The sequence below is a fragment of the Bradyrhizobium sp. USDA 3311 genome (genome assembly GCF_054062495.1).
In genome coordinates, this window is sequence record NZ_JBSSFI010000001.1 from 2817498 (window position 1) to 2830696 (window position 13199).

The 13199-nt window shown below is 65.8% G+C and carries 10 protein-coding genes; 1 reads left to right on the forward strand and 9 read right to left on the reverse strand.

The features are described from left to right. Window positions 1-100: 100 nt before the first annotated feature. The 6 genes from ACVWW6_RS13300 to ACVWW6_RS13325 all read right to left on the reverse strand — a co-directional run bounded on the left by ACVWW6_RS13300 (window position 101) and on the right by ACVWW6_RS13325 (window position 8734). On the reverse strand, window positions 101-1471 hold the full coding sequence (locus tag ACVWW6_RS13300) for a M16 family metallopeptidase (protein WP_028174651.1): 1371 nt from the start codon (window positions 1469-1471) through the stop codon (window positions 101-103). Continuing rightward, window positions 1468-2859: a M16 family metallopeptidase gene (locus tag ACVWW6_RS13305; protein ID WP_456680846.1), complete on the reverse strand. Its 1392-nt coding sequence runs from the start codon at window positions 2857-2859 to the stop codon at window positions 1468-1470. Before ACVWW6_RS13305 ends, ACVWW6_RS13300 begins: the two co-directional genes overlap by 4 nt. 204 nt (window positions 2860-3063) lie before the next feature. After that, entirely contained in the window at window positions 3064-3792 is a 729-nt protein-coding gene (locus tag ACVWW6_RS13310) for a hypothetical protein (RefSeq protein WP_028174653.1), read from the reverse strand. A gap of 96 nt (window positions 3793-3888) precedes the next feature. Then, window positions 3889-4383 carry a signal peptidase II gene (gene lspA / locus ACVWW6_RS13315; RefSeq protein WP_060910439.1) on the reverse strand — a complete coding sequence of 165 codons (495 nt, stop codon included), beginning with the start codon at window positions 4381-4383 and terminating at the stop codon, window positions 3889-3891. A gap of 161 nt (window positions 4384-4544) precedes the next feature. Then, complete coding sequence (ileS, locus tag ACVWW6_RS13320; protein WP_456680847.1) at window positions 4545-7559, reverse strand: isoleucine--tRNA ligase; 3015 nt, start codon at window positions 7557-7559, stop codon at window positions 4545-4547. Between the two features lie 203 nt (window positions 7560-7762). Then, complete coding sequence (locus ACVWW6_RS13325) at window positions 7763-8734, reverse strand: bifunctional riboflavin kinase/FAD synthetase (RefSeq protein ID WP_028174656.1); 972 nt, start codon at window positions 8732-8734, stop codon at window positions 7763-7765. 232 nt (window positions 8735-8966) lie between these two features. Here ACVWW6_RS13325 and ACVWW6_RS13330 point away from each other — a divergent pair, with 232 nt between their 5' ends. Continuing rightward, complete coding sequence (locus tag ACVWW6_RS13330; protein ID WP_008567674.1) at window positions 8967-9362, forward strand: response regulator; 396 nt, start codon at window positions 8967-8969, stop codon at window positions 9360-9362. Between the two features lie 199 nt (window positions 9363-9561). Here the strand turns inward: ACVWW6_RS13330 and ACVWW6_RS13335 are convergent, their stop codons facing one another. The 3 genes from ACVWW6_RS13335 to ACVWW6_RS13345 form a co-directional block, all read right to left on the reverse strand. Further along, window positions 9562-10416 carry a TIGR01459 family HAD-type hydrolase gene (locus ACVWW6_RS13335; RefSeq protein ID WP_028174657.1) on the reverse strand — a complete coding sequence of 285 codons (855 nt, stop codon included), beginning with the start codon at window positions 10414-10416 and terminating at the stop codon, window positions 9562-9564. A gap of 15 nt (window positions 10417-10431) precedes the next feature. Beyond that, window positions 10432-11922 carry an EAL domain-containing protein gene (locus tag ACVWW6_RS13340; RefSeq protein WP_456680848.1) on the reverse strand — a complete coding sequence of 497 codons (1491 nt, stop codon included), beginning with the start codon at window positions 11920-11922 and terminating at the stop codon, window positions 10432-10434. 146 nt (window positions 11923-12068) lie between these two features. Further along, a complete protein-coding gene (locus tag ACVWW6_RS13345; RefSeq protein WP_456680849.1) occupies window positions 12069-13199 on the reverse strand; it encodes a YihY/virulence factor BrkB family protein in 1131 nt (376 codons plus the stop codon).

Sequence of the window (13199 nt, forward strand, 5' to 3'; positions counted from 1 at the left end):
TGTCCGGACATATCCCGGACGTCCACGTTCGGCAATGGCGCATCGTGGAAACGCAAATGGCCGGGCGAGCCCGGCCATTTCAGAAAACGTACGGAAGACCTCAGTTCGACTTGGGCGCTGCTGCCGCCGGCTGCGCGGCGGCCTGCGGGGCGCGGCCGACGACGACGGTCAGGAGGCCCTGGCCCCAGAGGCGCTTGGCGGCCGCCTTGGCGTCATCCAGCGTCACCGCGTCGACGATCGCGTTGCGCTTCTCGATATAGTCGATCGGCAGCTTGTCCTGCTGGTATTGCAGCAGCGCCTGCGCGAGCTTGGAGGACGTATCCAGCGCCAGCATCTGCGAGCCCTTGAGGTAGGACTTGGCCTCGTCGAGCTCCTTCTGCGTCGGGCCCTCCTCGGCGATGCGGCGCACCTCCTTCTCGATGGCGTCGATGGTGTCGCCGGCACGGTCGGCGCGGGTGCCGGTATTGCCGATGAAGACCGCCGAATGCTCCATCCAGAGCAAGGATTCGAACACCGAATAGGCGAGCCCGCGCTTCTCGCGAACCTCGCGATAGAGCCGGGAAGACAATCCGCCGCCGCCGAGGATGTGGTTGACGACATAGGCCGCCATGAAGGTCGGGTCGCTGCGCTTCACGCCGGGGCCGCCGAAGGTGATGACAGTCTGCGGCACGTCGAGCGGCACGAAGGCGCGCTGCGGCGGCTTGGCTGCCTCGACGTCGGGCACCGGCACGAGATTGGCCTTGGCGGGCAGGCTGCCGAAGGTGTGGTCGAGCAGCTTGCCGAGGGTCGCCGGATCGACGTCGCCGACCACTGCGACTTTCAGCCCGTCCTTGGCGAGCACGCGGCCGACATAGTCCTTCATGTCGGCGACCGTGACGGTCGGCACGCTGTCCAGCGTGCCGTTGGTCTGCCGGCCGTAGGGATGATCGCCGAAGGCGACCTCCAGGAATTTGCGGCTCGCGAGCGACGTCGGGTTGGTGGTCTCGCGGCGCAGGCCCGAGATCACCTGCGAGCGGATGCGCTCGACGTCGGCGGTGTCGAAATGCGGCGAGGTCAATGCCATCCTGAGCAGGTCGAAGGCCTCGTCCTTGTTGTCGCGCAGCATGCGCAGGCTGCCGCGGAAGGTGTCGCGGGTCGCGCTGAAGGAAAGCTCGATGGCGCGGCGGTCGAGCCGCTCGTGGAAGGTCTTGGAGTCGAGATCGCCGGAGCCTTCGTCGAGGAGATCACCGACGAGATTGGCGACGCCCGACTTGTCCTTGGGGTCCTGGGCCGAGCCGCCGGCAAAGGAATATTCCATGGCGATCAGCGGCACGGTGGCGTCCTGCACGAACCAGGCCTCGATGCCGCCGGGCGAGACCAGGCGCTGGATCTTTGCAGCGGCCTGCGACGGCTGGACCGCGGCGAGCGCGAGCGCAGCGCCGGTGACGAAGGCCAACGCGAAACGACGCGTGCGAAGGAAGGGATAGGTCACGAACGCTTCTCCTCGCGCTTGGTGGCGGTGGTGTCCTTGATCAGATAGCCCGTCACCGAACGCTTCTTCTCCAGCCATTTCTGCGCAACAGCGCGAACCTGGTCGGCGGTGACCGCGCGAATGCGGTCGGGCCAGCTCCTGATGTCCTCGATCGACAGGCCCGTGGTTAGCGCGCCGCCATACCAGCGCGCCAGCACGGCCTGGTTGTCCTGGGCGTAGATCGCTTCCGCGATGAGCTGCGTCTTGACCCGCTCGAGATCCTCGGCGCGGATCGGGTTCTGCGCGATGTCGGCGATGACGCCGTCGATCACCTGCTCGACCTCGGCGAAGCCGACGCCCGGTTTCGGCGCGGCCGAGATCGCGAATTGGGTCGGGTCGAGCGAGACGCTCGAATAGCTGGCGCTGGCGGAGACCGCGAGCGGCTTGTCGACGACGAGCGCGCGGTAGAGATAGGAATTGCTGCCGCTGCCCATCAGCTGGGCCATCACGTCGAGGGCCGCACTCTCGCCGGCCGCGGCCGTCGTGGCGGAGGGCACGAGATAATAGCGACGCAGGCTCGGTTGCTCGACGCGCGGGTCGGACAGCGTGACGGTGCGCGGCGCCGCCGGGTCCGGCTCCTGCGGACGGACGCGGCGTGCCGGGATCGCGGGCTGGGCCGGGATCGAGGCGAAATTGCGCTCGACCAGCGGGCGGATGTCGGCGGCCTCGACGTCGCCGGCGATCACCAGGATCGCGTTGTTCGGCGCGTAGAAGCGGCGGTAGAAGGCCAGCGCATCCTCGCGATCGAGCTTCTCGATCTCCTGATGCCAGCCGATCACCGGCCGGCCATAGGGATGGTTGAGATAGAGCGCGGCCATGATCTGCTCGTTGAGCCGCGCGTCCGGATTGTTGGCGACGCGCATGTTGTACTCTTCGAGCACGACGTCGCGTTCGGGCAGCACGTTCTCGTCCTTGAGGATCAGGCCGGTCATGCGATCGGCCTCGAACTCCAACATGGTCGGCAGCTGCTCTTTCGGCACGCGCTGGTAGTAGTTGGTATAGTCGACCGAGGTCGAGGCGTTCTCGTTGCCGCCGACACGGAGCACGGTCTGCGAGAATTCGCCGACCGGATGCTTCTCGGTGCCCTTGAACATCAGGTGCTCGAGGAAGTGCGCGAGCCCGGACTTGCCCGGCGTCTCATCGGCCGAGCCGACCTTGTACCAGATCATCTCCGTGACCACGGGCGTGCGGTGGTCCGGGATCACCACGACCTGGAGGCCGTTGCTGAGCGTGAAGCTGGCGGGCGGGGCCGATGTCACCGTGGTCTGGGCGAGGGCGGCGTTGGCTGTCAGGACACTCGTCGAAAGCAGCGCGGCAAAAAGGCAGGCAACCGATCGGTTTGCGGACATTATGATCCCTGGTGAAAGGCCGAGCCCGGATGTCCGGCTCGGAGGCACGGTATGCTACACCGTGCGGCTGAGGCTTCGCGTCACGAAGCAGAGAACTCAACGCGTAGGCAAGTTACTGATAAGCAATTTAAGGGCCGCGTCCGGCGCGCATGAGCCGCCGGCGCCAGGTTCGCTAATGTCAGGACGTCGCGGCGGGCGAGGGGGCTATTGCTCCTTGTCCTTGCCCGACATGATGTCGAAATAGGTCCGCCGCGACTTGTCCGGACCGGCGCCATAGGCGTAGTTCGGCGACGGCGTCTGATAGCCCGGCGGGGGCTCGACCAGCGACTGGCGCGGGGGTTCGCTCGTGAATTGCTTTTCCTCGGAGCTGTTGCCGCCCTTCATCATGTTCCACAGGCCACCGGAGAAACCGAGCTGGGCGGGGCTGAGCGACGGGTTGCCGTTGGTGCCCGGCTGAATCGGATCGTTGCTGGTGCGCTCCGGGGCAGCTGCCGTGCCGGCTCTCATCTCGGCGGGCGTCAGCGGCTGGGCCGCCTGCCAGTTCTCCGTCGCCTTGACGGCCTTTTTCCTCTGAGCGATGGCCTCCTTGCGGCGCTTCTCGTCGGGGTCCTTCGGCCAGTTCGGCGCGTTCTTGGCTTCGGTGCCGGCGGGCGGCGGCAGGTCGAGCTTGGGCGGCACCACCAGCGGCGACCGCTCGCGGTACTCGATACCTTTCTTCTCCATGCTCTTGGCGCCGATACCGGACATCAGATTGTCGATGAGCTTCTCTTCGAAGGTCATGTCGTCATCATCGTCGCCGTCGTCACCGGCGCGGACCGGGCCTGCCGACATGACGAGACCGATGCCGAGCGCGACAGCGGACAATTTCAATGCCCGCATGAACCCCCATTTGGGGTCTCGAACCATCGAACCGCTGGTCTTCGAGCTGCGCATCACTGTACCTGTTCCATATTGTGGCAGATTGCCGCTCGCACGCGGCCAACCCTCGCAAAAGGCCGGGTTCCACCTGCCGGTCCGTATCGGCCGGGATCAGGGCGCTTTTGCGGCGGGTACCCCCAGGAAGGAATCATACAATAGCCCCGCCACCCCAGCAACGATGGCCACGTCCGCGAGGTTAAACACGTACCAATTATAGGTATTTCCGCCGATATCGAGATGAAACAGGGCGAAATCGACCACCGCGCCATAGGCCAGTCGGTCGATGCCGTTGCCGATGGCCCCCCCGATGATCAGCCCGAGCGCGACGGTCGCAAGCAGGGTGTGGGAGCGGGCCATCCAGATCGCCAGCGCGACCACCGCGATGGCCTTGACCGCCATCAGCGCGAGCTGCGCCGCCTGGCTGTCGTTCTGGAGCCAGCCGAAGCTGATGCCGATGTTCCAGGCCAGCACCAGGTCGAAGAACGGCGTCACCCGCACCGCGCCGCGATGGGCGAGGTCGAACCCGTTCAGCAGCCAGAGCTTCGAGGCCTGGTCGAGGATGACCGTGGCGATGGCCGAGAGGATGCCGGCGCGGAGGGGGGTCATCGTGCGTGACCCAACGTCGCCGCGGCATACTCCGCCGTCGTCCTGGCGAATGCCAGGACCCATAACCCCAGGCGGTAATCGTTTGAAAGACTCGGGGTCATCGATCTCTGTTCACCTTTGACGGCGGTGGTGATGGGCCCTGGCTTTCGCCGGGACGACTATCAGACCCCAACCCCCAGCGCCTTCCATTCGCGCAGCGCCTGGGCGTCGCGCGGGGTGACGTCGGGATACTCAGGGTCTTCGCCGACCGTCTGCGAGATCTTCCAGGAGCGGGCGCATTTGGTGCCGACCGCCTTCTCGACCACGACGGCAACGCCTGGCACCGCATCGAGACGGAACGCCGAAGCCGGCGCCTCGCCCTCGCGCACCTCGTAGTTCGAGGTGATGCAGACCTCGGCGAGGTCGGTGTCGAACAGCGTCGCCAGCATGTCGCGGTCGGCGACATAGATCACGGGCGAGGCCTCCAGCGACGAGCCGATGTTCTTGGCGGCGCGTTCGAGTTCGAGCGCGCCGGTGACGACGCGGCGGACGTTGCGGATCGTCTCCCACTTCGCGGCGAGCTTATCGTCGCGGAGCTTTTCGATATCGGCGGGGAACAGGGTCAAATGGACCGAGGGCTCCGCGTTGGGGCGGAACATCCGCCAGGCTTCGTCGGTCGTGAAGCTCAGAATCGGCGCGAGCCATTTCAGGATGGCGTCGCACAACAGGTCGATCGTGGTAAGCGCGGCCTTGCGCGCCGGCGAGGACGGCGGATCGCAATAGAGCGTGTCCTTGCGGATATCGAAATAGAACGCCGACAGCTCCGAGTTCATGAAGGCCGCGAGGCTTGCGACCACGGTCTTGTAGTCGAAGGCGGCATAGGCGTTGCGAACGGTCTCGGCATGGCCGGCCAGTTCGTGCAGCATCAGCCGCTCGAGCTCGGGCATCTCGGCATAGGCGACCTTCTCGCTCGGCTTGAAGTGATGCAGCGTTCCAAGCATCCAGCGGATCGAGTTGCGCAGCTTGCGATAGGTCTCGATGGTGTTCTTCAGGATCTCGGGGCCGATGCGCTGGTCGTCGGCATAGTCGGTCGCGCAGACCCACAGGCGCAGAATGTCCGCGCCCGAATCCTTGATCACCTTCTGCGGCTCGACCGTGTTGCCGAGCGATTTCGACATCTTGCGGCCGTTCTCGTCGAGCGTGAAGCCGTGGGTGAGCACGATGTCGTAGGGCGCGCGACCGCGCGTGCCGGCGCTTTCCAGCAGCGAGGAATGAAACCAGCCGCGATGCTGGTCGCTGCCTTCGAGATACATCACGGTGTCGCTGCCGCCGTCGACCTTGCGGACGATGTTGCCGAGCTGCGGGAAGTTCTGGCGATCCTCGAGCACGAAGGCGTGCGTGGAGCCGGAATCGAACCAGACGTCGCAGATGTCGTCGACCTTCTTCCAGTCCTCGCTCGCGCGGGAGCCGAGGAAGCGCTCGCGGGCGCCGTCCATGTACCAGGCGTCGGCGCCTTCCTCCATGAAGGCCTCGGCGATACGCTGGTTGACGATCTCGTCCTGCAGGATCTCGGCCGAGCCGTCGCTCTTCTCGCGCACGAACACGGCGATCGGCACGCCCCAGGCGCGCTGGCGCGAGATCACCCAGTCCGGACGGTTGGCGATCATGCCGTTGATGCGGTTCTCGCCCGACGGCGGCACCCATTGTGTGACCGAGATCGCGTGCAGCGCGCGGGCGCGCAGCGTGTCGCCCTTCTTCGCATGGCCGTTCTCGCTGATGTCCTTGTCCATCGCGATGAACCATTGCGGCGTGTTGCGGAAGATCACCGGCTTCTTCGAGCGCCAGGAATGCGGATATTGGTGCTTGAGGCGGCCGCGGGCCAGCAGCTTGCCGGCGTCGATCAGCGCCTTGATTACGGCCTCGTTGGCATCGCCCTTCTCGCCCTTGTCGTTGATGACGCGTTTGCCGACAAAACCCGGCGCGTGGTCGGTGAAAGCGCCGTTCTCGTCGACGGTGTAGGGGATCGTGGTGTTGATGCCGCGCGCTTCCAACTCGCGCGCATTCGCCATCCAGACGTCAAAGTCCTCGCGGCCGTGGCCGGGCGCGGTGTGCACGAAGCCGGTGCCGGTATCGTCGGTGACGTGATCGCCCGGCAGCAGCGGCACCGTGAATTCGTAGCCGCCGCTAAAACCCTTCAGCGGATGTGCGCATTCCACCGCGTCGAGCGTGTCCGCCGGCAACTCGCGCACCTTCTCATAGGTCGTGACGCGGGCCTGCTTGAACACTTCTGCGGCCAGCGCATCGGCCAGGATCAGGAGATCACCGGTCTTCGCCCAATTGTCCGCAGGCGCATCCGTCACCTTGTAGAGGCCGTAGGCGATCTTCGGTGAGAACGAGATGGCGCGGTTGCCGGGCAGCGTCCACGGCGTGGTGGTCCAGATCACGACGCTGGCGGAGGCGAGCGCGCCGTGCGCTGGCGAGGTGACCGGGAATTTCACCCAGACCATGTCGGAGGTGTAGTCCTCGTACTCGACCTCGGCTTCCGCAAGCGCGGTCTTCTCGACCACGCTCCACATCACCGGCTTGGAGCCGCGATACAGCGTGCCGTTGGCGGCGAACTTCATCAACTCGCGTGCGATCTGCGCTTCGGCTGGATAGCTCATCGTCTGATAGGGATGATCCCAGTCGCCGATGATGCCGAGGCGCTTGAATTCCTCGCGCTGCACGTTGATCCAGTGCGTCGCGTAGGCGCGGCACTCTTTTCGGAACGCGACCATCGCGGCGGAGTCGCGGAAGTCGGGCTTCTGCTTGCCCTTCTTGCGGTAGTTCTCCTCCTCGATCTTCCATTCGATCGGCAGGCCGTGGCAGTCCCAGCCGGGCACGTAGTTGGAGTCGAAGCCGAGCATCTGCTGGCTCTTGGTCACGACGTCCTTGAGAATCTTGTTCAGCGCGTGGCCGATATGGATGTTGCCGTTGGCGTAGGGCGGGCCGTCATGCAGCACGAATTTGGTGCGGCCCTCGGCTTCCTGGCGCAGCCTGTCGTAGAGGCCGATGTCGTTCCAGTATTTCAGGATCTCCGGCTCGCGCTGCGGCAGGCCGGCGCGCATCGGGAATTCGGTCTGCGGCAGGAACAGGGTTTTCGAATAGTCCTTGGCGTCGGATTTTTGGGCGTCGGACTTTTGCGGCTTTTCGGACATGAGGCTGACTGGCTCGGAAGGGCGCGGGAACGGATGGCGATGCAGAATCGCGGGGTGAAACGACGAAATCCCGGTCTTGCGCCGAGCCTTCAGGCTCAGGCGGAAGCCGGGCCGCTAATCCCTATGATGCGCCGCGCAAACATGGGCACTCCATAGCAGCCGGGCGGAGGAAGCGCAAAGGTCCGGCAGGCCGGTTTTCGGCCTCAATCGATGACGCCCAGCCGCGGAAATGCGTCGGGGGCGGCGGCCAGCATGGCGCGGGCGCGGGCGGAATCGTCGTCCATCTGGCGGATCAGGGTCTCCAGGCTGTCGAACTTCAGCTCCTCGCGGATGAAGCCGACGAAGGCGCAGTCGAGCGCCTGCCCATAGAGGTCGCCCTTGAAGTCGAACAGGAAGATTTCCAGCAGCGGGGCGCCATTGTCAAAGGTCGGGCGGCGGCCGAAGCTCGCCACGCCGTCCAGGCGCTCGGCGCCGCGGCCGACCCGCACCGCATAGATGCCGTGCTTGAGGCCGCAATTGGCGTCGAGGCGGATATTGGCGGTGGGGTAGCCGAGGTCGCGGCCGCGCTTTTCGCCATGGATCACCTCGCCGGTGATGAACCAGGGGGCGCCGAGCATGGTGGTGGCTTCGTCAAGCTGGCCCTCGGCGAGCGCAATCCGGATGGCGCTGGAGGAAACCGGCCGTTCGTCGAAATCGACATGCGGCTGCACGTCGACCTCGATGCCGAGCCGGGGCGCCTCGTTGACCAGCAGGCTCGGCGAGCCGACCCGTCCCTTGCCGAAATGGAAGTCGTAGCCGACCGCGATTGCGCTGACGCCGAGACGTCCGATCAGGTCATGGTGAATGAAATCTTGCGCGCTGGTGCCGGCTCTCGCCTTGTCGAAGGTCATGACCACGGCGCCGGAGAGCCCGGTCCCGGCCAGAAGCCGCAGCTTGGCCCGCTCGTCCGTCAGGCGGAATTGCGGGGTGTTGGGGCTGAAAAACCGCCGTGGATGCGGCTCGAAGGTCAACGCCAGCGCAGGGCGGCCATGCGCCCGGCCCATCTCCAGGGCCGCTGCGATCACGGCGCGATGACCGAGATGAACCCCGTCGAAATTGCCCATGGCGACCACGGCGCCCCGGGGGATCGCGGAATCCGGCGTGGTGTCGCGGATAACGGTAAAATGCGGGGCCATCAGGGGAAATTCTCGAGCCGGCGGGACCGGCCGGGACCGTGGCGTGACCCGCCCGGCGAAGTCAAGCGGGGGGAGGCGGCGGCATTGAACGCGATTTCAATTCTTCGGGGGCGGCGGCAGTTAACGCGCTGTTTAACGCCTTGGTGCTAGTCCTTGAAACGTGGAACTGCACGGGCCTCCGGCCTGGCGGCTCCAATCGTAATATTCCTGGGTTTGCGTTGGGGGAGTCGAGATGGCGGTTGATTTGTCGATGCCGGTTCTGGTGGTGGATGACTACAGCACCATGATCCGTATCATCAGGAATCTGCTGAAGCAGCTTGGCTTCGAGAACATCGACGATGCCAGCGACGGTTCGGCGGCGCTGAACAAGATGCGCGGCAAGAAGTACGGCCTCGTGATCTCCGACTGGAACATGGAGCCGATGACGGGTTACGACCTGCTGCGCGAAGTGCGCGCGGATCCGAACCTCGCCACCACGCCTTTCATCATGATCACGGCGGAATCGAAGACCGAGAACGTGATCGCGGCCAAGAAGGCCGGCGTGAACAACTACATCGTCAAGCCGTTCAACGCGGCGACGCTGAAGACCAAGATCGAGGCGGTCTTCCCGGACATGGCGAGCGCGTAAGCGCGCCTGGGCTATCGGTTGAATTCGCAAGGCCCGGGCTCGTCCCGGGCCTTCTGCATTGCGAGTGTCATTCCGGGGCGGTGCGCAGCACCGAACTATGGTGCGCGATTGCGCACCTGAGAATCTCGAGATCCCCCGATGCGCAATTGCGCATCTGAGGTCTGGTCCTTCGGACCATCCCGGGATGACGGCTATGCCGTCACCACTTCAATTCGCGCATCAGCGCCTTCGGCGGGTGGCCGAACAATTCCATCACGGATGCCGGGTCGAGCTGGTCGAGACCTTCGAACTCCTCGGCATGGATGCCGCGGGTGACGAACAGGCAGTCGATGCCGAATTCGCGCGCGCCGGTGAGGTCGGTGCGGACGGAATCGCCGATCGCCAGCACGCGTCTGCGGTCGATCTGATGGCCCTGGCGTTCGCCGGCCAGCGCCATCGCGCGCTCGTAGATCGGCCGGTGCGGCTTGCCGTAGAAGATCACCTCGCCGCCGAGCTCGCGATAGAGCTCGGCGATCGCGCCGGCGCAATAGATCAGCCGGTCGCCGCGTTCCACCACGATGTCCGGGTTGGCGCACACCAGAGTCAGCTTGCGCTCGCGCGCCTTCAGCATCATGCCGCGATAGTCTTCCGCCGTCTCGGTCTCGTCGTCATAGAGGCCGGTGCAGACGATGTAGTCGGCCTCTTCCAGCGGTGCGGTCACCGCATCGAGGCCGCGATAGATCGAGTTGTCGCGCTCGGGGCCCAGCCAGAACATCTTGCGGCCGGGATGCTCGGCGACGTAGAGCCGGGTCAGATCGCCCGACGAGACGATCGCGTCATAGGTCTCGTCGGCGACGCCGAGCTTGCGCAATTGCCGCTGTACGGAGTCGGCGGGGCGCGGTGCATTGGTGATCAGGATCACCGTACCGCCGCGGCTGCGATAGGTGTGCAGCGCTTCGCAGGCTTCCGGGAAAGATTCCAGGCCGTTGTGAACCACGCCCCAGATGTCGCTGAGCACGACGTCCACATCGCCCACGAGCTCGCGCAGGCTTTCGGCGAAATGCAGCGTGGTCATGATGCGCACGGCCGATCAGATGCGGCGCGCGAGCGCCGCGTTGCCGGTGATGCGTTGTGCTGGAGGAGCGGCTGACGTCGCGCCTGGGCTGGGTGTGCCGGAGACATTGGATCCCTGAATGTCCTGCGCCTGGTTCGGCGAGGCCCCGCCGGTAGCAGATGCCCCCTCCGGCCGCAATGGCCGGGGCGGCGCGAACAGGAACCCCTGGCCGAACCGCACGTCATAGTCGAGCAGATCGACCACGGCGCGCTCGCCTTCGATCCGCTCGGCGATCAGGTCGATACCGAAGCGGCCGAGCAGGTCGGAGAGGTCGGACGGGTGGATGTCCGATGTCGAGGCCTGCCTCGGGTCGAGCAACAGCGTGGCCGGCACCTTGATGAAGCGCACGCCGCGGTCGGCGAGCTCGCGCGGCTCGATGCGCAGATCCGTGACATGGTCGATCGAGAAGCGGAAGCCGCGCTGGGCGAGCGCGGCGAGGTTCTCGGACTCGGCGGGGCCGAGATTGCGGAAGGTCGACTGCTTGAACTCCAGCACCAGCGAGGGCGCCAGCGCCCGGTTGGCTTCGAGGAAGTCGAGGCATTGCGCGAAGGTGGTGGAATTGCCGAGCGTGGAGGCCGCGACGTTGCAGAACACGCCGACGTCCTTGTTGCGGACCATGAGGCGGCGCAGCACCTGTACACAGCGCAGCATCACCATGTTGTCGACACGCCCGATCAGGCCCGAGGCCTCCGCGATGCTGATGAACTCCTCGGCGGCGATCAACTGGTCGCGCTCGTCGCGGACCCGTGTCACCGCCTCGTAGAACCGCACCTTGCGCTGCGGCAGCGTCACCATCGGCTGGAGGAAGATGTCGACGCGGTTCTCGTCGATCGCGCTGCGCAGCGTCGCCAGCAATTGGGTCTGGTTGCGTCCATTGGCAGTCTGAACCGGATGGGCGGCTTGGGCCTGAGCTGCCGGTGCCGGCCGCGGCTGCGCTGCGGGAGGCGGGGGAGCCGCGAGAAGCGGTGGTGGCGCCACCGGCCGCTCCCCGAGCGGCGCGATCAGGTCGATCGGTGCTTCCGGTTCCGCCCTTGCGACCGGCGCGGGAGAGGGCGGCGTCGCGCCGGCCAGCAGGTCCTCATGGGTCGACACGGTGGACGCGAGCTGCTTGACCAGCCCGCCGAGCTCGTTGATCTCGCCGACCACCGACTGGATGCGGTCGGAATTGGTCGAATTGGACGAGGCGATACGCCCTTCGATCGCAGCCAACCGGCGGCCGAATTCCGCCACCTGGCGGGCGAGGTCGGCGGTGCCGCGCGAGAGGTCGGCGATCTGGCCGCCGACGTCGCTGCGGTCGCGTAGCCGCATCGACACCGCGTTGTAGAGGATCAGGAAGGTCAGCGCGGTCAGCGCCACGATCGCGGATTCGGTTCCGCTGATGCCGGCGACCGCGTAGAGCGCCAGCCCGAGCGAGGCCGCGACCAGAACCATGCAGATGGCGATGAAGATCGTCGAAATGCGAATCATGCCGCGCGTTACGCCTCAAGAGCTGACTGCCTCACCCGGGAAAACACGGGTTACTGTGCGAACCCGTCACGCCTCATGCTCCCCCAAGCCGCGTGACCCTAACATCATTGTTGATTCGAGGGGATAGCGGTCCGTTCGCGGCGAGGTCAGGCCGGAGCGGCGGCGCCGACCGTATCCGCAGAGACCGCCTCGCGGCTTCCGAGCGGCCTCGGTTGCCCGGTGGTCGTGTCGCGCAGGGTCTGCCGTTCGATCTCCGAGTTCAGCTCGGCGCCGAACATGATGACGATCGCGGACATCCACATCCACATCATCAGGCCGATCGCCGCGCCGAGCGAGCCGTAGGTGGCGTTGTAATTGGTGAACTCGGACAGATACCAGGACAGCAAGGCAGAGCCGGCAATCCAGAGCAGGGCGGCCGCCACCGCGCCGAGGCTCAGCCATTGCCAGCGCGGCGCATCGCGGCTGGGTGCGAAGCGGTAGAGGATGGCAAGCGCCACGAGCAGGATGAGGAACAGGAGCGGCCATCGTGCCAGCGCCACGATCAGCTTGCTTTCGGGCGCCATGCCGAGATGATCGAGCGCGAGCGGGAAGGCGACGACGGCGCCCACCATCAGCAGCAGTGCCACGATGCCGCCGGCCGTGAAGGCCAGCGACACCAAGTTCAGCCGGATGAAGCTGCGCTTCTCGCGCTCCTCATAGGCGACATTGAGGGCGTCGAAGATCGATTTGACGCCGGCATTGGCGCTCCAGATCGCAAGCAGGAGGCCGAGCAGGAAGGTGACACCAAGCGTCGTATTGCCCTTCGACACCACACGCGCGACCTGGTCCTCGACGATCTGGAACGAGCCCTCGGGCAGCATCGTCGCAAGCGTTTGCAGATTGGCGCTGATCGTCGAGGGATCGGCGAACAGGCCGTACGATGAGACCAGCGCGGTGACTGCGGGGAAGATCGCGAGCAGCCCGAAGAACACGACACCGCCCGCCGTGGCGAGCAGGCGATCGTCGTCGATGCGCTGATAGGTACGCCAGAAGATATCCTTCCAGCCGGCCCAGGGGATAGCGAGGGGACTCTTCGCACCGCGGCCATGGCCGGGCTGGACGGCCGCACGCGCCGGGCTCGTTTCCGGTGCATTCGCCTCGCCATTGTGGTGGTCTTGCGGAGGCCCCGGCCGGACCACGCCGGGGTCCTGGAAGTAGCGCTCGGCGGTCAGCACGAAGACGGCCGTGGTGGCGATCAGCAGCCAGGAGTCGAGCTGCCCTGAGCGCCGCGCGGGCAT